This window comes from Geodermatophilus sp. URMC 65 (genome assembly GCF_053502545.1).
The window spans coordinates 4,798,174-4,816,964 of the sequence record NZ_CP199954.1 but is presented as its reverse complement, the minus strand read 5'-3'; the positions used below and the strand labels follow the sequence as shown (position 1 = coordinate 4,816,964).

Here is an 18,791-nt window from a genome sequence, read left to right as displayed (position 1 = left end):
GCCACCGCCCGGCACCCTCACGGCCAGCACGCACCGAGGAGGACGCCGTGCGCACCCTGGTCGTCGGCGGGACCGGCACCGTCGGCCGGCCCCTGACCGCGGAGCTGGTCCGCCGCGGTCACGAGGTCCGGGTCCTCAGCAGGAGCGGCGGCACGGCCGGCGCCACCGGCGCCGTCGGCTACCGCGGGGACGTGGCCGCCGGCACCGGTGTCGACGAGGCGGTGGCCGGTGTCGACGCCGTGGTCGACTGCCTCAACGTCGAGACGGTCCGACGGGGCCGCGCCGAGGCCGTGCTGGTGCGTGGCACCCGCCGGCTGCTCGACGCCGGGGCCGCGGCCAGCGCGCACCACCACGTGCTGCTGTCGATCGTCGGGATCGACCGGATCCCCTACCCCTACTACGCCGCCAAGCTCCGCCAGGAGGAGGCGGTCACGGCCGGCCCGGTCCCGTCCACCGTGCTGCGGGCCACGCCGTTCCACGAGTTCGTCGCCACGGTGGCCCGCCGCGGCCGCGTCGGCCCGTTCGTCCTCGTCCCCCGGCTGCGCACCGCACCCGTGGCCGCCGTCGAGGTCGCCCGGGCGCTGGCCGACGTGGTGGAGGGTGGGCCGTGCGGTCGGGCACCTGACATCGGGGGACCGCGGGAGGAGGAGTTCGTGGACCTGGTCCGCGTGCTCCTGCGCGCACGGGGCGACCGCGGCGTCGTGGTGCCGGTCGTCTGGCCGGGTCGGGCCGGGCGGGCGATGCGCGACGGGGCGCAGCTGCCCACCGGGGGCCGGCGCGGCCACCAGTCGTTCGACGAGTGGCTCGCGGAGCACCACGGCCCAGGCGGGACCGGTGCGGCCGGCCGGTCGTGACGCCCGGACCTGTCGGTCCCCCGGCCTACCGTCGCGGCGTGTCGATCGAGCTTCGGTGGGCGGTGACGGACGGGCCGGCGGGCACCGCTGCCGTCACGCTGCCCGAGGACGGGACGGCCGTCCGCGTGCTCGGCCTCGACCGCAGCCGCGGCTTCTGGTGCTCGCGCGAGGCCGGCGGGTGCGGCGGCCGGCTGGTCCTGGAAGCCCGGGACGGCGCCCGGCCGCAGTTCCGGCACTCCGGCGACGTGCGCTGTGCGTTCACGGCATCCGACGCCGGACCGGCCTACGAGCACCTCCGCCACCGGCGGGCGCTGGGGGCGTGGCTGGCCGCGCAGGGGTTCCGGGCGGTGCTCGAGGAGGTCCCCGGGAGCGGCGGGCTGCGCGTCGTCGTGGCCGAGGTGAGCTGCGCCGTCGTCGTGCAGCTCTCGCCTCTGCCGGACACCGCCTGGCGGGAGCGCGACGACCGGTACCGCAGGCAGGTCCGGCACGTGACCTGGCTGTACGGACCCGCGGCCGAGTCGGCCGGCGACACCGAGCTGGCCGTCCGGGGCGTCGCCTACGCGGTGCGCCGGCACAACACCGGGCTCCTCGTCGGCGTCCGGGACGTCGACGGCGGGACGCGCTGGGTGCGACTCGGCGCCTGCCGCCTCACTCCCGACGGGTTCGAGGCACCGGGCGCCGCGGAGGCCCGGGCGCTGCACGCCTGCCGCGCGGCCGACCGGCAGGAGGCGGCGCGACGCGCCGCCCGGTGCGCGGAGCAGGGGCCGCGGGACCACCCGCGGGTCGACGCGCCGCCCGTCCTCCCGTTCCCCGCGTAGCGGAAGCGCCCGGCTACTCGCCGGTGGCGCCGTCGATCGCCTCGCGCAGGAGGTCCGCGTGGCCGTTGTGCCGGGCGTACTCCTCGACCAGGTGCAGCAGGATCCAGCGCAGCGAGTACTCGTCGTGCCGACCCCACGGCCGGTCCGCGGTGTCCGGCGGGAGCTGGTCGACGACCTTGCCGACCGCCTCGGTGACGGCGTGCCAGGTCGCCCAGGCCGCGTCGACGTCGGCCTGGGCGACGGTGTCCGGGTCCACCCGGAACTGCTCGGCGCGGTCCCGGACCACGTCCGGCCACATGTCGTACGGCAGCCCGCCGAAGCCGACGAGCCAGCCGGTCTCGACCGCCGCGAGGTGGCGGACCATGCCGAGCAGGGTGAGCTCGGACGTGGGGACGGCGCGGGTCGCCAGCTGCTGCGGTGTCAGGCCCGCGCACTTCCAGGCCAGCGTCTCCCGCTGGTACTGCAGGAACCCGGTCACCAGCGTGACCTCGTCCCCGGTGAGCGGGGGCTCGGTGCGGTCGTCCTCGGGCGTCATGCCCACCTCCTCGTCCGGCATCTGCCGCGGCAGTGTGCCGCACCGCGCAGAGGACGCGGCCGGTGGCAGGTGCCGGGCACGGCGAGGCCGTGCGCGATGCGTGCACACCGCGTGGGCCGGACGGCGCGCGGACAGCGCTGCGTGCACATCCCGCGGCCGGACGGCGAACGCTACGACGCGGGCTGTTCCTCGGACGGCGGGCTCACGTCCTCCGGCGCGGGCACCCGCCTCTCCTGCGCGGGCACCCGCCCCTCCTGCGCGGGCACCGGCCCCTCCTGGGCGAGCACCGGCTCCCCCTGCGCCTCCGGACGCCGCCGGGTCAGGCGCAGGTGCGGCAGGTGCAGGCGCGGGACGCGCAGCGCCTCGCGGGTGTGCGCCAGCCGGTCGACGACCCGCGGTGACAGGTGCACGTGCGGGAGGTGTGCCAGGTGTGGGTGCGGGACGCGCTGCGCCACCAGCCCTGCCGCTCGCACGCGCAATCCCGCTTCCTCACGCGCTCTGATCGCCGCCCGGGCGGCCCGGTGATCACGTTCCCACCGCGCGGTGTTGCTCCGCGCCATCACGATCACAAGCGCGATCTCCAGCCCGAAGCCGAGCACGACGACAGCCGCCCACTTCATGACGACCCACTCCCCGAGCGCCGCGGGAGCACGGCCCACCCGGCGTGCGCGGCGATGTCGGCAGGATCCGCCCCCAGGGGTTGCGGGACAAGTGCGTCCGCAACGACTCACCGGGCGACACGCCGATACACCTCCTGCAGCACCGCGACGTGGGCCGCGGGGTCGTGCCGCGACCGCACCCGCGCCCAGCCCGCACGACCGAGACGGTCCGCCTCGGCGGGGTCCGACAGCAGCCGGGTGAGCGCGCCGGACAGCGCGGTGGCGTCCCCGGGCGGCACCAGGAGCCCCGTCGTGCCGTCGTCCACCAGCTCGGGGACGCCGCCCACCGCGGAGGCCACCACCGGCGCGCCCTGGGCCGCGGCCTCAAGCACCGCCATCGGGCAGTTCTCCCACCACAGCGCCGGCAGGACGGCGACCGCCGCGGCCCGCAGCTCGGCGGCGACCCGGTCCGGCGCCAGCGGGCCCAGGACGTCGACCGGCAGCTCCTCCGCCGTGACCCGCGCCCGCACCGCCCGCTCCAGCCGCCCGGACCCGGCCAGCCGCACCCGCACGCCCGCCGGCAGCCGTCCGGCGGCGTCCAGCAGGGTGTCCACGCCCTTCTCCGCGACCAGCCGGGAGGCGTACAGCACCGCCGGCGGGTCGCCGGGGGACGGCCGGGGCGAGGGGGCCGCGAGCACCGGGTTGGGCAGCACCTCGACCCGGTTGGCCGGCAGCCCGCCCTCGACCACCCGGTCGCGCAGGAACGCGCTCGGCGCCACGAACCGGTCCACCCGGTCGTAGACGCCGCGGGCGCGGGCGGCGTAGGAGTCCACCGCCGCGGCGACCGACCGCCACCGCGAGCCCTCCAGGCAGCGGTGCCGCACCACCTGCCAGTAGCCGCCGGACAGGCAGCGGGTGCAGGGCGCGCCCTCGGTGAACAGCCGGAAGTTCGGGCAGACCGGCTTGTAGTCGTGCAGCGTCATCACCGTCGGCACGCCGCGGCGGTGCAGCGCGTCGAGCACCGAGAGCGTCAGCCGCTCGAAGACGTGGTGCACGTGCGCGACGTCCGGCTGCACCTCGTCGACCACCCGCGCCAGCGCCCGGTACGCGGACGGCGACCACACCCCGGCCGCCGCCTCCCCGAACCGGGTCCGCGCGCCGGCCCCCGCCGCTGCCGGCAGGGAGGCGCGCACCGGGGTGGGCAGGGTGCGCTCCTCGGCCACGGCGAAGGGCACCACCTCGTGCCCGGCGGCCCGCAGCAGGTCCGCGGTGAGGATCAGCATCGTCTCCGCGCCGCCGGGCCCCTCGGTCCAGTGGTTGCCGACGAGCAGCACTCGCACGGGGTCAGAACCGCAGCACGGCCTGCAGCGGCGGCGCGGCCAGCCGGCGGCCGGCGAGGTCGGCGAGCAGCCGCGGCCCCTCCTCGAACGGCAGCACGTCGGTGACCAGGTGCCGGCGGACGTCGTCACCGCGCTCGCGCAGCAGGTCGAGGGTGACCTCCGCGAGCGCCGTCCTCGGCCAGGCGCCGGCCATGCCCCGCGGCACCCGGCCGATCTGCGCGCAGACCACCGCGAGGCCGTTGTGGTGGAACTCCTCGCCGAGCCGCACCGCCTCGGCACCGGCCTGGTAGAAGCCGAGGTCGACGACGGTGCCCTGCGGGCGCAGCGCCTTGAGCCCGGTGGCCAGCGCGGCGTCGTGCCCGCGGCACTGCAGCACGACGTCGGCGCCGGCGTCCCCCGGCCCGTGCCGCCAGCGCTCCTTGACCGCGCGCCAGGCCGGGGAGGCGGGCTCGGCAGCGGCGCCGTCCGCGAGGGTGGTCAGGCCCAGCGCCTCGGCGACCGCGCGCCGCTCGGCGGAGGGCTCGGCGACGACGACGTCCGCGGCCCCGTGCCGCACGGCGAGCATCGCGCTGAGCAACCCGATGACCCCGGCCCCGGTGACCAGCACGTGCCGGTCGCGCACCCCGGCGTCGACGCCCACGCCCGGTCCGGCGACGTCGGCGGCGGCGTGCAGCAGCCCGTTGACGCAGATCGGCCCCATCTGGGCCAGGTAGACGCCCAGCAGCGGGTCGAGGTCGTCGGGCACCGGGATGACCGGCTTGACCGACGGGTCGGCGCAGATGCCGGTGCGGTGCCCGTAGGCCATGGCGACCAGCTGCCCCTCGGCCAGGTCGGGGGTGCGGCTCTCGGTGACCCGGCCGACCTCCATGTAGCCCAGGCCGGTCACCGGGTAGGCGGCGGGCGGGCCGGCCTCGTCGAAGGAGCGCAGGTCGGGGTCCCAGTGCAGCAGGTGGTGCGGGTCGGTGCCGCGGACCAGCGCCACCTCGGTGCCGGCGCTGATGCCGCTCCACTCGGTGCGCACCCACGCCTGCCCCGGGCCGGGGTCGGGCTCCTCGGCGTCCAGGATCGCCGGCCGCCCCGGCTCGACGACGCCGATGCTGCGGATCGCGCGGCTCACAACGCTCCTCCGTTCACTCCCGCCCGGCAGAGCCGGTCGATCACGGAGCCGCTCACAGCTGCACCGTCCCGCCGTCCGCGGCCGCGGTCGCGACGGCGACCGCCAGCCGGTGGGTGCGCAGCGCCTCGCGGTACGGCGTCCGGACGTCGTGCCCCTCGCCCCGGACGGCGGCCACGAAGGCGCGGTCCTCGGCCTCGAAGGGGTCGACGTCGCGGTCGATCGTGCGCTCGCCGTCGGCGTCGGTGACCACGAGCCGGTGCTCGGTGAGCCACAGGCCCAGGCCGGGGGCGACCAGCTCGACGCCGATCCGGTGCGCGTGGGGCAGCAGGCAGCTGTTGGAGAAGGACCCGACCGCGCCGCTCTCGAAGCGCAGCGCGGCGGTGCAGACGTCGAGGATGTCGCCGGGGCCGTCGGGCGAGCGCGAGCCGGTGGCCCAGCCGGCCTCGACCTCCCCGACCAGCACCCGGGCGACGTCGAAGAGGTGGGTGGCCTGCTCGACGGTCTGCCCGCCGGAGCCGTCCTGCCGCGCCCACCAGTCCACCCGCGGCGCCCGGTCCAGCCACGTACCGAGCACCATGCGGGCCGGCGCCCCGGCGAGCAGCTCGCGCGCCATCTCGAGGGTGTCGAGGTAGCGCCAGTGGTAGCCGACGGCGGTGAGCAGGCCGGCGGCGTCGATCCGGTCGGCCAGCGCCTCCGCGGTGGCGAGGTCGGTCGCCAGCGGCTTCTCGACGAACAGCGGCAGCCCGCGCTCGACGGCCGCCGTCTCGACCTCGCCGTGCGCGTGCGGCGGGACGCAGACCCACAGCGCGTCCAGGCGCTCCACGTCGAGCAGGTCGGCCCAGTGCGCGTAGGCCGCGGCCCCGGCGCGGGCGGCGAGCACCTCGGCCCGGTCGGCGCGTCGGTCGGCGATCCCGGCGACGGTCACGCCCTCGATGGAGGTGAGCGCGTCGAGGTGCCGACCGGCGATGAACCCGGCCCCGACCAGGCCGATCCTCGTCGTCATGTCCGCCTCCTGCCCGGGCCGGCCGGGCGGCAACCCTCGTCAGCCCCCGAGCCGGACGGGCCGGCCCTCGCGCCCTGCCCGGTCGGCGGCGCAGGCCAGGGCGTGCGAGCGCAGCCCCTCGGCGTAGGGGACCCGCACTCCCGGGGCCGCCCCCAGCAGCACGTCGAGGAACTCCCGGTCCTCGACGGCGATGGGGTCCTCGGCGGAGCCGGTGGTCTCCTCCCCGTCGGCGCCGGAGACGCGCAGCTCGTGGTCGGACAGGCCGCGCTCGGTCACCTGCACGGCCAGCCCCTCGGTGACCAGCTCCAGGCCGACGGAGTGGCGACGGCCGAGGACCCGCGCCGAGGAGATGCTCCCCACGGCGCCGGAGGCGAAGGTCAGCAGCGTGGTGGAGGCGGCCGGGACGTCGCCCTCGGGCGCGGCCCGCTCGACCGCGGCGACGGTGTCGACCTCGCCGGCGAGCAGCCGGGCGAGGTCGAACAGGTGGGTGGTCTGCTCGACGACCTGCCCGCCGGAGGCCGCCCGGCGCGACCACCACGGCGCACCGGGCGTGCGGTCCAGCCAGGCACCGGTCACCAGCTGCACGGGCCGGTCCCGCAGCAGCTGCTGCGCCCGGTGCACGAGCCCCAGGTGCCGCCAGTGGTAGCCGACGGCGGTGGTCAGCCCGGCCGCCGCGACCTCGGCCCCGATCGCCTCGGCGGTGGCCAGGTCCGGCCCCAGCGGCTTCTCCACGAAGAACGGCAGGCCGCGGGCGATCGCCGCGGCCTCCAAGGGCCCGTGGGCGAACGGCGGGACGCACAGCCAGACGGCATCCAGCTCCTCGGTCTCCAGGAGCGCGATCCCGTCCGGGTGGGGCCGCGCGCCGGAACGCGCGGCGGCCTCCTCGGCCCGCGCGGGGTCGGCGTCGGCGACCGCGACGACCTCGACGTCGTCGAAGCCGGCCAGCGCGGCCAGGTGCCGACCGGCGATGAAGCCGGTGCCCACGACGCCGACCCGCAGGCGGCTCACCGCAGCACCCCGCCCAGGACGGACTCGTAGACCGCTGCGGTGTCCCTGGCCATCCGTTCCCGGGTGAAGCCGGCCAGGTAGCGACGCCGGCCGGCGTCACCCTGCCGGCGCCGGAGCGCGGGGTCGGCGAGCAGCCGTCCCACGGCCGCCCCCAGCGCGGCGGGGTCCCCCGGCCGCACCAGCGCGCCGGTGACGCCGTCCACGACGACCTCCTCGGTGCCGATCACGCGGGTGCCCACCACAGGGAGCCCCGCCTCCATCGCCTCGAGTGCCACCAGCGGCATCCCCTCGTGCCGCGACGGGAGGACGAACACGTCGGCCGCGGCGAGCAGCTGGCGGGCGTCGGTCCGGTGACCGGGGAACCGGACGGCGCCGCCCACGCCCGACTCGGCCGCCCGCTTCTCCAGCGCCTCGCGCAGCGGCCCGTCGCCGACCAGGACGACGGCGAGGTCCGGGAACCGCTCCAGCAGGCCGGGGACGGCGTCGACCAGGTGCCACTGGCCCTTCATGTGGGTCAGCCGGCCCACGGTGAGGACGACGGGCTGCCGCGGGTCCAGGCCCAGGGCGGCGCGGGCGGCGTCCCGGCCGATCCGGTCGCGCAGCGGGGCCACGCCGTTGGGCACGGTGGTGAACCGCTCCGGGGGGACGCCGATCCGGGCGTAGCTGCGGCGCAGTCCCTCCGAGACGGCGATCAGCCGGTCGACTCCCTCGATCGCGTGGTGAAAGGCCCGCCGCTTGCGCGGGGAGGACACCAGGTAGGGCAGGTGCTGGCTCTGCACGACCGCCGGGCACCCGACGCGGCGGGCCAGCCGAACGCCGTCCCAGTCCTCGGAGCCGGTGCCGACGTGGCAGTGGAAGACGTCGGCGGGGTGGGTGGCGAGGGAGTCCGACACCACGGCGGCGAAGCGTGGGTCGCGGGGTGAGGGCAGCTCCACCGTGCGGGCACCCAGCTCGGCGGCGCGGTCCAGCAACCGCCGGCCGCCCACCGTCGGTCTCATCATCAGCGCCACGTCGGCCGTCCCGGCGAACTCGGCGATCAGGTCCACCATGTGCGCGCCCATCCCCGAGGGGTCGGTCGACGGCGTGTAGAGGCAGATCGAGCGGCGATCAGTCATCGGCGTCCCCCTGGTCGACCCGTGGGCTCCGGGACGAGGAAAGCTACTGCCTCGCCGCCTCCCGCGGGACCGGAGCGGATCCCCCGCCGACCTGCCCGGTCACCTCCGAGCCACCACCCAGGTCGGCCGGAGCCCGCGGCGCGTCGACCGGGGGACGTCGTCCTCCAGCGAGGGAGGACCCCGACCTCCCCGCGCCTCCCGGGCTCCGGGCGGGGGCGGGCGTGCCACGGCGCCCGGTGGGTAGTCCGGGTCCGTGGCTGACACCCAGGACGGTCCCGACCTGCACCCGACGACCCGCGAGCTGGCCAGCGGCGCCAACTACGCCGCGATCAGCACGCTGCTGCCCAGCGGCCGGATCCAGACGCAGTACATCTGGGTCGGCGTCGAGGGAGACCGGCTGTTCGTCAACACCGAACCGCACCGGCAGAAGTTCCAGGACCTCGAACAGGACCCGCGGGTGACCCTGGCGATCCGGGACGAGCAGAACCCGTACCGCTACGCCGAGGTCCGTGGCCGCGTGGTCGAGACCGAGCGGGGCCAGCGCGCCCGCGACCAGATCGACGAGCTGTCACAGAAGTACGACGGCAAGCCGTATCCGGCGGAGAACATCAGGACCGAGCGCGTCACCGTGTGGATCGAGCCGGAACGCCAGACGATCGCCGGCTGAGGCCGCGACGCCGTCCTCCCCGCCTCGAGCCGACGGAGGACGGGCTCCTCCCTGCAGGGACCCGCCGCGAGCGTGCGAGGGGTGGGCAGGGGTCCTTCCTCAGGGCGGGCCGGTCAGCAGCTCGTCGAGGGTCACCGGCAGGTGCCGCACCCGCACGCCGGTGGCCCGGTGGACCGCGTTGACGACGACCGCGGCGTCCCCGGCCCGTACGGCGTCCGGGTCTCCCACGGCTCGGCGATGCGGTCGGTTCGCGGCATGGCCGACGCCGTACCCGCAGGTCACCGCCAGGCGGACGTCCGTCTCACGACGGAGCGGGGACGACCGGCCGGGTCGGTCGCGCGGGTCAGCCGCCGAGGCCGCCCGCGGCTCCCCGCCGAGGCCGCAGCGAGGTCGTCGGGCGGCGTCCAGCGCACCGCCAGCATGCAGATGTCGTCGTGCAGCGGGTCGTCCCCGGTCATGTCGGCGACCAGGAGGTCGCACAGCTGGTCGGCCGGTGCTCCGGACAGGGACTGCGCGGCGGTGCGGAGTCGGTCGAGCCCGGCGCCGAGGTCCTGTCCCCGTCGTTCGACCAGCCCGTCGGTGTAGAGGAGCAGCGCGTCGCTGGCGGTCAGCCGGTCGTGCGCGGACACGATCCGGGGCCCGGGCAGGCTGGCCAGCGGCAGGCTCCGGCCGCCCTCGAGGAAGCGGCTGGTGCCGTGGGACCCGATCAGCAGGGGCGGTGGGTGCCCGGCGCAGGCGTAGGTCAGCCGGCCGTCCCCGGGGTCGAGCACCGCGTAGGCGACGGTCGTGCAGGCCGCGCCGGAGATGGTCTCGGCGAAGGCCGCGACGCGCCCCAGCAACTCCGCGGGGTCGGGGAAGGCGGGTGCCAGTGCCCGGAGCGCACTGCGCAGCTGGCCCATCGTCGCGGCGGCGTGCACGCCGTGTCCGACGACGTCACCGACCACGTGGCCGACGGCGCCCTGCGGCAAGGTGATGACGTCGTACCAGTCACCGCCGACCTCCAGCTCCGGCTCGGCGGCACGGTAGACGTGGCAGGTCTGCAGATCGGGGACGTCGACCTGCCGCAGCAGGGAGCGCTGCAGCTCCACGGCGATCTCGTGCTCACGCTCGGCGAGCCGGTGCTCGGCCGACACGTCCTGCAGCAGCACCACGACCCGATCCGGATCGACCCGGTGGAGCTGCACCTCGACGTGGACCGCCGTGTCCGCCGAGGAGCCCGGGAGCTCGATGCGACGGCCGGGCGCGAGCTGACCCAGGTGCTCCGGTCGGGTGTCCAGGAGCGCCCCGAGGCCCGGCGCGAGGCGGTCCAGGGCGGGCACCAGGTCCTGCGCCGGCAGGTCGCCGTCCACGGGCGTCAGCATCCGCACCGCAGCCGGGTTGACGTGCTGCACGGCGCCGGCGCCGTCCACCTCGATCAACCCGACGGGGCACAGGTAGAAGAACCGGTACATGCGCTCCAGCTCTTCTCCCGCGCTCATGGGTCGCGGACCGCGAGGTACTGCCGTGGGGACCCGGCTGCGGCGAGCAGGCGCAGCCGGACCGGGGACAGCCGCATCCGGAAGGTGAACGTGAAGTCGAGCTCCTCGTCCAGCGTGCGTCCCGCCTCGGCAGCCCGGGTGAAGCGCCCGGCCACCAGGGGGTGGTCGGCACAGGGACCGACCGTCCTGAAGAAGTCGCGTCCCACCACGCGCTCGCGGCTGAGCCCCGACCGTCGTGACTCGTCGGCGTTGTAGTGCAGGACCACGCCGTGGCGGTCCATGGTGATGAGCCCGAAGGCCAGGTCGTCGAGGGCCTCGACCGGCGCGCCCTCCAGAACACCGAGCAGCCCGGGGTCGGAGAAGGACGGAACGGTGCCCGCTGGCCACCGGTCGGCGTTCCCGGGGACGCGATCGGCCACGCGATCACGCTATCCCCGGCCGGGAGCGTCATCCAGCGGCCGCCGCGCGCCTCGCGGTGGCGCAGGAGGGCAAGAACGGTCGGGCGCGGGGCCGCCGTCCCCGGCCAGACTCACTGACGTGGCCGACGACGACCCCCTCCCCGGGCGGGACCGCCTGCGTGAACTGCTCGACGCCGTCCTCGACGAGGACAACCGCACACTGCCCGACATGGCCGGCGACGCCTTCGCCAGTCCCTGGTACTTCGCCCGGCAGGTGAGCCGGGGCGCCGGGGAGCCTCCGGTGGCCCTGCGCCGCCGGGTGCTGCTGGAGCGCGCGGCGTGGCAGCTGCGCGAGGGGTCGAGCGTCACCGCGGCCGCCTTCACCGCCGGCTACGAATCGGTCGAGGGCTTCGCCCGCGCCTTCGCCCGCGCCTACGGCCGCTCCCCCGGCACCCCGGACGACGACCGCCCACGCACCCGCGACGAGCACTGGCTGCCCGCGCCCAACGGCATCCACTTCCACCCGCCGACCTCGCTGTGGGTCGCCGACGAGGGACGGCGCGGCGCTCCGGACGAGGTGACCGCGCTGCTGGTGCACCACGACGTCGAGGACACCCGCGCCCTGCTCGAGGTGGCCAAGCAGCTGCCGGACGACGCCTACCGGCGCGCCCGGCTGCCCGGGCTCTCGGTGCTGCCATGGGACGGCCCCGAGGAGTCGGTCGCCGCGGTCCTGGACGCGCTGGTGTGGAGCAAGGAGGTGTGGCTGGCCTCGATCGAGGGCGCCGGGCACCCCGCCCGCGGCGCCGACGACCCGGGCACCCTGCTGGCCCGGCACGACGCCGTGGCGCCCCGCTGGCTGGCCGCCGTCCGGGACGTCGCCCGCCGCGGCGCGTGGGGTGACCGGCTGGTCGACGCGCTGTGCGAGCCGCCGGAGACCTTCGTCCTCGGCAGCGTCGTCGCCCACGTCCTCACCTTCTCGGCGCACCGGCGGCTGCTGGTGCGCCACCTGCTCCGGGACGCCGGCCTGGCCGTCGACCACGGGGACCCCATCGAGTGGCTGACCAGGAGGGACCGATGACGCGCACCGTCTACTACACCGCGACCAGCCTCGACGGCTTCATCGCCGATCAGCGCAACTCGCTGGACTGGCTGCTCTCCCGGCACTCCGACGAGCACGGCCCGATGGGGTACGCGGAGTTCGAGAAGCGGATCGGCGCGCTGGCCATGGGCGCCACGACCTACCAGTGGGTGCGGGAGCACGACCCGGACTCGTGGGCCTACAGCGTGCCCACGTGGGTGTTCACGCACCGGCAGCTGAGCGCGTACCCGGGCGCGGACATCCGCTTCACCGCGGCCGACGTCGCCGAGGTGCACGCGCAGATGGTCGCGGCCGCCGGGGACCGCGACGTGTGGATCGTCGGCGGCGGCGACCTCGCCGGCCAGTTCGCCGACCGGGGCCTGCTCGACGAGGTGGTCGTGGCGATCGCCCCGGTGACCCTGGGCGGCGGGGCGCCGCTGCTGCCGCGTCGGCTGGAGCTGACCCGGGTCGAGGAGGCGGTCAACGGCGAGTTCGTCTGCGTCCGCTACGACGTCGTCCGCACGTGAGCGCCTGCGTCTCCGAGGTCGAGTGAGCAGCTGCGGTCGGCGACACGCGAGGACGCGCCGCGCCCGGCGACCGCACCTGCGCACTCGGCGCGGGAGCCCGCTCGGCGCAGCCTCCCCGACCCGCGCCCGCATGACCATTCACCGTCGTGCATACTTCCTCGTGTGTCCAAGGTGCTCACGTCCCTGCCCGTCGGCCAACGCGTCGGGATCGCCTTCTCCGGTGGTCTCGACACCTCGGTGGCGGTCGCGTGGATGCGCGACAAGGGCGCGGTCCCCTGCACCTACACCGCCGACATCGGCCAGTACGACGAGCCCGACATCAGCTCGGTGCCCGGCCGCGCCACGGCCTACGGCGCCGAGATCGCCCGGCTGGTCGACGGCCGCGCGGCGCTGGTCGAGGAGGGCCTGGCCGCCCTGACCTGCGGGGCCTTCCACATCCGCTCCGGCGGGCGCAGCTACTTCAACACCACCCCGCTGGGCCGCGCGGTCACCGGCACCCTGCTGGTGCGCGCCATGCTCGAGGACGACGTCCAGATCTGGGGCGACGGCTCCACCTTCAAGGGCAACGACATCGAGCGGTTCTACCGGTACGGCCTGCTGGCCAACCCCTCGCTGCGGGTCTACAAGCCGTGGCTGGACGCCGACTTCGTCACCGAGCTCGGCGGCCGCAAGGAGATGTCGGAGTGGCTGACCGCGCACGGCCTGCCCTACCGGGACAGCGCGGAGAAGGCCTACTCCACCGACGCCAACATCTGGGGCGCCACCCACGAGGCCAAGGCCCTCGAGCACCTCGACACCGGCGTCGAGATCGTCGAGCCGATCATGGGCGTGCGGTTCTGGGACCCGGCGGTCGACATCGAGCCCGAGGACGTGACGATCGGCTTCGAGCAGGGCCGGCCGGTGAGGATCGACGGCAAGACGTTCGACACCGCCGTCGACCTGGTGCTGGCGGCCAATGCGATCGGCGGCCGGCACGGGCTGGGCATGTCCGACCAGATCGAGAACCGCGTCATCGAGGCCAAGAGCCGCGGCATCTACGAGGCCCCCGGCATGGCGCTGCTGCACGCGGCTTACGAGCGGCTGGTCAACGCCATCCACAACGAGGACACCCTCGCCACCTACCACAGCGAGGGCCGGCGCCTGGGCCGGCTCATGTACGAGGGCCGCTGGCTGGACCCGCAGGCGCTGATGCTCCGGGAGGCGCTGCAGCGCTGGGTCGGGACGGCGGTCACCGGCGAGGTCACCCTGCGGCTGCGGCGCGGCGAGGACTACTCGATCCTCGACACCACCGGACCGGCGTTCAGCTACCACCCGGACAAGCTGTCGATGGAGCGCACCGCGGACTCCGCCTTCGGACCGTCGGACCGGATCGGCCAGCTGACCATGCGCAACCTCGACATCGCCGACTCCCGGGCCAAGCTCGAGCAGTACGCGGCCCTCGGCATGGTCGGCAGCGGGCACCCGCAGCTGATCGGCGCCGCGCAGGCGGCCTCGACCGGGCTGATCGGCGCCATGGACGCCGGGGGTGCGGAGGCCATCGCCTCCCGCGGCACGGTCGCCGCCGACGAGCAGCTGCTCGACCGCGCCGCGATGGAGTCGGGCACGGACTGACAACCCCCCTGCAGGGGTCGGCCCGCCCCGTCCCGGGTCCCGCCGCGAGCTCGCGAGCGGTGGGGAGGACGGGGTCCTTGCTACTGCCGGTAGACCGCGTCGGGGACGTCGGTGACGAACATGTGCCCCGGTGCGTGGGTGATCGCGAACGGCGGCCGGGAGGCCATGAGCGCCGCCTGCGGGGTGACCCCGCAGGCCCAGAACACCGGGACGTCGCCCTCGGCGAACTCGACCGGGTCGCCGAAGTGGGGGGCGCCCAGGTCGGCGATGCCCAGGGCCTCGGGCACCCCGACGTGCACCGGCGCCCCGTGCACCTGCGGCATCCGGGCGGTCACCTGCACCGCGGCGGCCACCAGCTCGCCGGGCACCGGCCGCATCGACACCACCAGCGGCCCGGACAGCCGGCCGGCGGGGCGGCAGTCCCGGTTCGTGCGGTACATCGACACGTTGCGGCCCTGCTCGATGTTGCGCACCGGCACACCCGCGTCGAGCAATGCGGTCTCGAAGCTGAAGCTGCACCCGATGAGGAAGGCGACCAGGTCGTCGCGCCACAGGTCGACGACGTCGGTCGGCTCGTCGACCAGCTCGCCGTCCCGCCACACCCGGTAGCGCGGCAGGTCGGTGCGCAGGTCCGCCCCCGGCGCCAGCGCGGTGGACGTCGACCCCGCGTCGGTGACGTCGAGCAGGGGCACCGGCCTCGGGTTGCGCTGCCCGAACAACAGCACGTCGTAGGCCCAGTCCTGCGGGACGACGACGAGGTTGGCCTGGGTGAAGCCGGGCGCCCAGCCCGACGACGGGACGGCCAGGCCGGCGCGGTAGTGCTCACGGGCGGCCGCGGGGTCGGCGGCGGGGCGCAGCATCGTCATGCCCCCATGGTCCCCCCGCCGGGCTCGCCCGCAGGCCCCCTTCTGCCCCCTGGCCCACCGTCCTGTCCGACCCGCAGACGATCATGGAGCTGCGGGGGCGACACGCGGACGAGCCCCGGCGTGTCGCCGCGCCGACACCATGATCGTCCCCGGGCGGCCGGCCGCGGGCGCGACCGGAGCGCCGTCCGCCCTCGCGTTGCCGCCACCTGCAAGGGCCCCTAGCGTCGGATCCCCGCCGTCGTGGAGAAGCCCATGTCGCAGAGCCACGAACCCGCCCCCGCCACCGCGGCCCCGACGAGCGGCCGCATGGCCGCGGGCACGCGCTCGACCCTGCTCGGCGCGATGTTCCTCATGGCCACCTCGGCCATCGGCCCCGGCTTCATCACCCAGACGACGACGTTCACCGTCCAGCTGGGCGCCGCGTTCGCCTTCGCCATCGCCGTGTCGATCGTCATCGACATCGCGCTGCAGCTGAACGTGTGGCGGGTGATCGGGGTCAGCGGCCGGCGGGCCCAGGAGCTGGGCAACCTCGTCGCCCCCGGCCTCGGCTGGGTGATGGCCGCCTTCCTGCTGATCGGCGGGCTGGTGTTCAACATCGGCAACGTCGCCGGCGCGGGCCTCGGCTTCGACGCGATGCTCGGGCTGGACCCGAGGATCGGCGGCGCGATCTCCGCCGTGATCGCCATCGGCATCTTCCTCAGCCGCCGGGCGGGGGTCGCGGTCGACCGGATCGTCGTCGTCCTCGGCCTGCTGATGATCGTGCTGACGGCCTACATCGCGATCACCTCGGGCCCCCCGGTGGGCCGGGCGCTGCGCAACGTCGTCCTCCCCGAGGAGGTCTCCTTCCTGGCGATCACCACGCTGGTCGGCGGCACGATCGGCGGCTACATCGTCTACGCCGGCGCCCACCGGCTGCTCGACTCGGGGGTGACCGGCCGGGAGCACGTCCGCGACATCACCCGCGGCTCGGTCACCGGGATCGTGATCACCGGGATCATGCGGGTCGTCCTCTTCCTCGCCATCCTGGGCGTGGTGGCCGGTGGCGCCGACCTCGGCACCGAGAACCAGGCGGCCAACGCCTTCCAGATCGCCGCGGGCGAGGTCGGGTTGCGGGTCTTCGGCGTCGTGCTGTGGGCCGCGGCGATCACCAGCGTCATCGGCGCCTCCTACACGACGATCTCCTTCATCACCTCCCGCACCCGCACCAGCGACCGCACCCGCACGCTGCTGGTCGTCGGCTTCATCGCCGTGACCACCCTGGCGTTCCTGCTCATCGGCGCGGCGCCGACCACGTTGCTGGTCTTCGCCGGCGCGTTCAACGGGCTGCTGCTGCCCATCGGGATCGCGGTGATCCTCTGGGTGGCCACCCGCCGGTCGGACCTGATGCACGGGTACCGCTACCCGCGGTGGCTGCTCGTGGTCGGCTGGACGGCGTGGCTGCTGACGATCTACCTGGCGGTCAACTCGGTCCGCCCGGTCATCGCGCTGTTCTCGTGAGGGAGGCTGTCGGGATGGACCTCAACTCCGACCTCGGTGAGGGCTTCGGCCAGTGGCGGCTGGGGGACGACGAGGCGCTGCTGGACGTCGTCACCAGCGCCAACGTGGCCTGCGGCTTCCACGCCGGGGACCCGTCGATCATGCGGCGGGTGTGCACCCGCGCCGCCGAGGCCGGGGTGGCCGTCGGCGCGCAGGTCTCCTACCGCGACCTGGCCGGCTTCGGCCGCCGCTTCGTCGACGTCGAGCCCGACGAGCTGACCGCGGACGTGCTCTACCAGATCGGCGCGCTGGAGGCCTTCGCCCGGGTCGCCGGCACCCGGGTGCGCTACGTCAAGCCGCACGGCGCGCTCTACAACACCATCGTCAGCCACGAGGAGCAGGCGGCGGCGGTGGTGCGGGCGGTGGTCGACTACGACCGCGAGCTGCCGGTGCTCGGCCTGCCCGGTTCGGCCTGGCTGCGGCTGGCCGACGAGGCCGGGCTGACGACGGTGGCCGAGGCGTTCGCCGACCGCGAGTACACCCCCGAGGGCACGCTGGTCTCCCGCCGGCTGTCCGGCGCGGTGCTGCACGACCCCGACGAGATCGCCCGCCGCTGCGTCGCGATGGCCACCGGCGAGCCGGTCACCGACGTCGAGGGCGGCCTGCTGCGGCTGGCGCCGGACTCGATCTGCGTCCACGGCGACACCCCCGGCGCAGTGGCGATCGCCCGGCAGGTGCGCGAGGCCCTCACCGCGGCCGGGATCTCGCTGGCGCCGTTCGCCGACTGATGCGCGTCCTGCCCAGCGGGTCGACCGCGCTGCTGGTCGAGCTCGACGGCCTCGACGAGGTCCTCGGGCTGTACGCCGCGCTCACGGCCGAGCCGGTCGAGGGGGTGGTGGACGTCGTCCCCGCGGCGCGCACCGTGCTGCTGGTGACCGACCCCGCGGTGACCGGCCTCGCGGCCGTGGAGCAGGCGGTGCGGCGGACGACGCCCCGCTCCGGCCGGCGGGACGGTGGGGAGCTGGTCGAGCTTCCGGTCGCCTACGACGGCGCCGACCTGGCCGACGTCGCCGCGCACCTGGGCGTGGACCCCGGCGAGGTGGTGCGCCGGCACACCGGCACGGAGTGGACCGTCGCCTTCTGCGGCTTCGCCCCCGGCTTCGGCTACCTCACCCCCGACGGCGAGCCGTGGCACGTCCCGCGCCGGGCCAGCCCGCGGACCAAGGTGCCGCCCGGCTCGGTGGCCCTGGCCGGCGAGTTCAGCGGCGTCTACCCGCGGGAGTCACCGGGCGGCTGGCAGCTCATCGGCCGCACCGACGTCGCCGTCTTCGACGTCGACCGCGAGCCGGCGGCGCTGCTGCGCCCCGGTGTCCGGGTCCGCTTCACGGAGGTCCCGTGACCGGCCGCGCCACGTCGCAGGACGCAGCGACGCGCTCCCTCACCGTGCTGGCGACCGGCCCGCTCACCACCGTCCAGGACGGCGGCCGGCCCGGGCAGGGCGCACTCGGCGTCGGCCGGTCCGGCGCCTGTGACCGGGCCGCCGCGCGGCTGGCCAACCGGCTGGTCGGCAACGACCCGGACGCCGCCGTGCTAGAGGTGACCCTCGGCGGGCTGGTGCTGCGGGCGGGCGCGGACCTGGTGGTGGCCACGACCGGCGCCCGGTGCTCCGGCGCGCACAACGCCCCGACGGCACTGCGGGCCGGGCGCGAGCTGCGGCTGGGCCTGCCGCCGACGGGCCTGCGCACCTACGTCGCCGTCCGCGGCGGGATCGCCGTCGAGCCGGTGCTCGGTAGCCGCTCGACCGACCTGCTCTCCGGCCTCGGCCCGCCGGCGCTCTCCGCCGGCGACGTGCTGCCCGTCGGCGAGCCCACGGGGCCGATGCCAGGGGTCGACCTCGCGCCGGTGCCCGACCCGCCCGGCGGCGAGGTGACGGTGCGGGTGCTGCCCGGCCCGCGCGCCGACTGGTTCGCCTCCGAGGCCGCGGCGGTCCTGACCACGACCGCCTGGGAGGTGACCGGCGAGAGCAACCGGATCGGCCTGCGACTGGCCGGCGTCGCCCTGGAGCGGTCGCGGACCGGCGAGCTGGCCAGCGAGGGCATGGTGCGTGGCGCACTGCAGGTGCCGCCGTCCGGGCAGCCGGTGCTCTTCCTCGCCGACGCCCCCGTGACCGGCGGCTACCCGGTCATCGGCTACGTCGAGGACGCCGACGTCGACCGCTGCGGCCAGCTCCGCCCGGGCCAGACGCTGCGCTTCCGCGGCGCCGTCGTCCCCCGCTGAGGAGGGCTGACGGATCCGCCCGCC

General features: G+C 75.8%; 21 protein-coding genes. 10 read left to right on the top strand and 11 right to left on the bottom strand.

Going from position 1 to position 18,791, the window contains the following annotated elements; all coding sequences use genetic code 11:
* Positions 1-47: 47 nt before the first annotated feature.
* Positions 48-854 (top strand): SDR family oxidoreductase, encoded by an 807-nt coding sequence (locus ACWIX7_RS23335; RefSeq protein WP_448618783.1) that lies wholly within the window; start codon positions 48-50, stop codon positions 852-854.
* A gap of 38 nt (positions 855-892) precedes the next feature.
* Positions 893-1,672, top strand: a complete 780-nt coding sequence (locus ACWIX7_RS23330) for a competence protein CoiA family protein (protein ID WP_448618782.1) — start codon at positions 893-895, stop codon at positions 1,670-1,672.
* A gap of 13 nt (positions 1,673-1,685) precedes the next feature.
* On the opposite strand, the gene ACWIX7_RS23325 is transcribed toward ACWIX7_RS23330, so the two are convergent.
* The 7 genes from ACWIX7_RS23325 to ACWIX7_RS23295 form a co-directional block, all read right to left on the bottom strand.
* The gene (locus ACWIX7_RS23325) at positions 1,686-2,207 is read right to left on the bottom strand and encodes a DinB family protein (protein WP_448618781.1); all 522 of its coding nucleotides are present in this window, start codon (positions 2,205-2,207) and stop codon (positions 1,686-1,688) included.
* Positions 2,208-2,377: 170 nt separating this feature from the next.
* Entirely contained in the window at positions 2,378-2,827 is a 450-nt protein-coding gene (locus tag ACWIX7_RS23320; protein WP_448618780.1) for a hypothetical protein, read from the bottom strand.
* 107 nt (positions 2,828-2,934) lie between these two features.
* Complete coding sequence (locus ACWIX7_RS23315; RefSeq protein ID WP_448618779.1) at positions 2,935-4,146, bottom strand: glycosyltransferase; 1,212 nt, start codon at positions 4,144-4,146, stop codon at positions 2,935-2,937.
* 4 nt (positions 4,147-4,150) lie between these two features.
* Positions 4,151-5,263 (bottom strand): zinc-binding dehydrogenase, encoded by a 1,113-nt coding sequence (locus ACWIX7_RS23310; protein WP_448618778.1) that lies wholly within the window; start codon positions 5,261-5,263, stop codon positions 4,151-4,153.
* Positions 5,264-5,315: 52 nt separating this feature from the next.
* Positions 5,316-6,266, bottom strand: coding sequence for a Gfo/Idh/MocA family protein (locus ACWIX7_RS23305; protein ID WP_448618777.1), 951 nt, complete (start codon positions 6,264-6,266; stop codon positions 5,316-5,318).
* 39 nt (positions 6,267-6,305) lie between these two features.
* Positions 6,306-7,274 carry a Gfo/Idh/MocA family protein gene (locus ACWIX7_RS23300; RefSeq protein WP_448618776.1) on the bottom strand — a complete coding sequence of 323 codons (969 nt, stop codon included), beginning with the start codon at positions 7,272-7,274 and terminating at the stop codon, positions 6,306-6,308.
* Entirely contained in the window at positions 7,271-8,389 is a 1,119-nt protein-coding gene (locus ACWIX7_RS23295; protein ID WP_448618775.1) for a glycosyltransferase family 4 protein, read from the bottom strand. Before ACWIX7_RS23295 ends, ACWIX7_RS23300 begins: the two co-directional genes overlap by 4 nt.
* A gap of 253 nt (positions 8,390-8,642) precedes the next feature.
* On the opposite strand from ACWIX7_RS23295, the gene ACWIX7_RS23290 reads away from it, so the two are divergent.
* Positions 8,643-9,056 carry a TIGR03618 family F420-dependent PPOX class oxidoreductase gene (locus ACWIX7_RS23290; protein ID WP_448618774.1) on the top strand — a complete coding sequence of 138 codons (414 nt, stop codon included), beginning with the start codon at positions 8,643-8,645 and terminating at the stop codon, positions 9,054-9,056.
* A 99-nt stretch (positions 9,057-9,155) separates the two neighbouring features.
* Here the strand turns inward: ACWIX7_RS23290 and ACWIX7_RS23285 are convergent, their stop codons facing one another.
* Genes ACWIX7_RS23285 through ACWIX7_RS23275 form a run of 3 tightly spaced genes read right to left on the bottom strand, consistent with a single transcriptional unit; the run spans position 9,156 to position 10,953 of the window.
* A complete protein-coding gene (locus ACWIX7_RS23285) occupies positions 9,156-9,284 on the bottom strand; it encodes a hypothetical protein (RefSeq protein WP_448618773.1) in 129 nt (42 codons plus the stop codon).
* Between the two features lie 50 nt (positions 9,285-9,334).
* Entirely contained in the window at positions 9,335-10,534 is a 1,200-nt protein-coding gene (locus tag ACWIX7_RS23280) for a PP2C family protein-serine/threonine phosphatase (protein WP_448618772.1), read from the bottom strand.
* On the bottom strand, positions 10,531-10,953 hold the full coding sequence (locus ACWIX7_RS23275; protein WP_448618771.1) for a PAS domain-containing protein: 423 nt from the start codon (positions 10,951-10,953) through the stop codon (positions 10,531-10,533). The genes ACWIX7_RS23280 and ACWIX7_RS23275 overlap by 4 nt, the downstream gene beginning before the upstream one ends.
* 118 nt (positions 10,954-11,071) lie before the next feature.
* On the opposite strand from ACWIX7_RS23275, the gene ACWIX7_RS23270 reads away from it, so the two are divergent.
* From ACWIX7_RS23270 to argG, 3 genes are all read left to right on the top strand, one after another.
* Complete coding sequence (locus ACWIX7_RS23270) at positions 11,072-12,010, top strand: helix-turn-helix domain-containing protein (protein WP_448618770.1); 939 nt, start codon at positions 11,072-11,074, stop codon at positions 12,008-12,010.
* Complete coding sequence (locus ACWIX7_RS23265) at positions 12,007-12,537, top strand: dihydrofolate reductase family protein (RefSeq protein WP_448618769.1); 531 nt, start codon at positions 12,007-12,009, stop codon at positions 12,535-12,537. Before ACWIX7_RS23270 ends, ACWIX7_RS23265 begins: the two co-directional genes overlap by 4 nt.
* A gap of 162 nt (positions 12,538-12,699) precedes the next feature.
* Positions 12,700-14,148 (top strand): argininosuccinate synthase, encoded by a 1,449-nt coding sequence (gene argG, locus ACWIX7_RS23260; protein ID WP_448618768.1) that lies wholly within the window; start codon positions 12,700-12,702, stop codon positions 14,146-14,148.
* An 80-nt stretch (positions 14,149-14,228) separates the two neighbouring features.
* Here argG and ACWIX7_RS23255 read toward each other — a convergent pair whose 3' ends face one another.
* Positions 14,229-15,014 carry a putative hydro-lyase gene (locus ACWIX7_RS23255; RefSeq protein ID WP_448618767.1) on the bottom strand — a complete coding sequence of 262 codons (786 nt, stop codon included), beginning with the start codon at positions 15,012-15,014 and terminating at the stop codon, positions 14,229-14,231.
* Positions 15,015-15,266: 252 nt separating this feature from the next.
* Between ACWIX7_RS23255 and ACWIX7_RS23250 the strand changes: the two genes are divergently transcribed.
* From ACWIX7_RS23250 to ACWIX7_RS23235, 4 genes are read left to right on the top strand one after another with little or no spacing between them, the layout of a single operon-like run.
* Positions 15,267-16,511: an NRAMP family divalent metal transporter gene (locus ACWIX7_RS23250; protein ID WP_448618766.1), complete on the top strand. Its 1,245-nt coding sequence runs from the start codon at positions 15,267-15,269 to the stop codon at positions 16,509-16,511.
* On the top strand, positions 16,508-17,278 hold the full coding sequence (locus tag ACWIX7_RS23245) for a LamB/YcsF family protein (RefSeq protein ID WP_448618765.1): 771 nt from the start codon (positions 16,508-16,510) through the stop codon (positions 17,276-17,278). Before ACWIX7_RS23250 ends, ACWIX7_RS23245 begins: the two co-directional genes overlap by 4 nt.
* On the top strand, positions 17,278-17,889 hold the full coding sequence (locus tag ACWIX7_RS23240; RefSeq protein ID WP_448618764.1) for a 5-oxoprolinase subunit B family protein: 612 nt from the start codon (positions 17,278-17,280) through the stop codon (positions 17,887-17,889). The genes ACWIX7_RS23245 and ACWIX7_RS23240 overlap by 1 nt, the downstream gene beginning before the upstream one ends.
* Complete coding sequence (locus tag ACWIX7_RS23235; RefSeq protein WP_448618763.1) at positions 17,886-18,767, top strand: 5-oxoprolinase subunit C family protein; 882 nt, start codon at positions 17,886-17,888, stop codon at positions 18,765-18,767. The genes ACWIX7_RS23240 and ACWIX7_RS23235 overlap by 4 nt, the downstream gene beginning before the upstream one ends.
* Positions 18,768-18,791: the final 24 nt, after the last annotated feature.

Bases quoted from the DNA above. Each gene is read 5' to 3' on its own strand.
- ACWIX7_RS23265 (WP_448618769.1), top strand. From the start codon at position 12,007: ATGACGCGCACCGTCTACTACACCGCGACCAGCCTCGACGGCTTCATC.
- ACWIX7_RS23295 (WP_448618775.1), bottom strand. From the start codon at position 8,389: ATGACTGATCGCCGCTCGATCTGCCTCTACACGCCGTCGACCGACCCC.
- ACWIX7_RS23250 (WP_448618766.1), top strand. From the start codon at position 15,267: ATGTCGCAGAGCCACGAACCCGCCCCCGCCACCGCGGCCCCGACGAGC.
- ACWIX7_RS23255 (WP_448618767.1), bottom strand. From the start codon at position 15,014: ATGACGATGCTGCGCCCCGCCGCCGACCCCGCGGCCGCCCGTGAGCAC.
- ACWIX7_RS23305 (WP_448618777.1), bottom strand. From the start codon at position 6,266: ATGACGACGAGGATCGGCCTGGTCGGGGCCGGGTTCATCGCCGGTCGG.
- ACWIX7_RS23325 (WP_448618781.1), bottom strand. From the start codon at position 2,207: ATGACGCCCGAGGACGACCGCACCGAGCCCCCGCTCACCGGGGACGAG.
- ACWIX7_RS23280 (WP_448618772.1), bottom strand. From the start codon at position 10,534: ATGAGCGCGGGAGAAGAGCTGGAGCGCATGTACCGGTTCTTCTACCTG.
- ACWIX7_RS23240 (WP_448618764.1), top strand. From the start codon at position 17,278: ATGCGCGTCCTGCCCAGCGGGTCGACCGCGCTGCTGGTCGAGCTCGAC.
- ACWIX7_RS23320 (WP_448618780.1), bottom strand. From the start codon at position 2,827: ATGAAGTGGGCGGCTGTCGTCGTGCTCGGCTTCGGGCTGGAGATCGCG.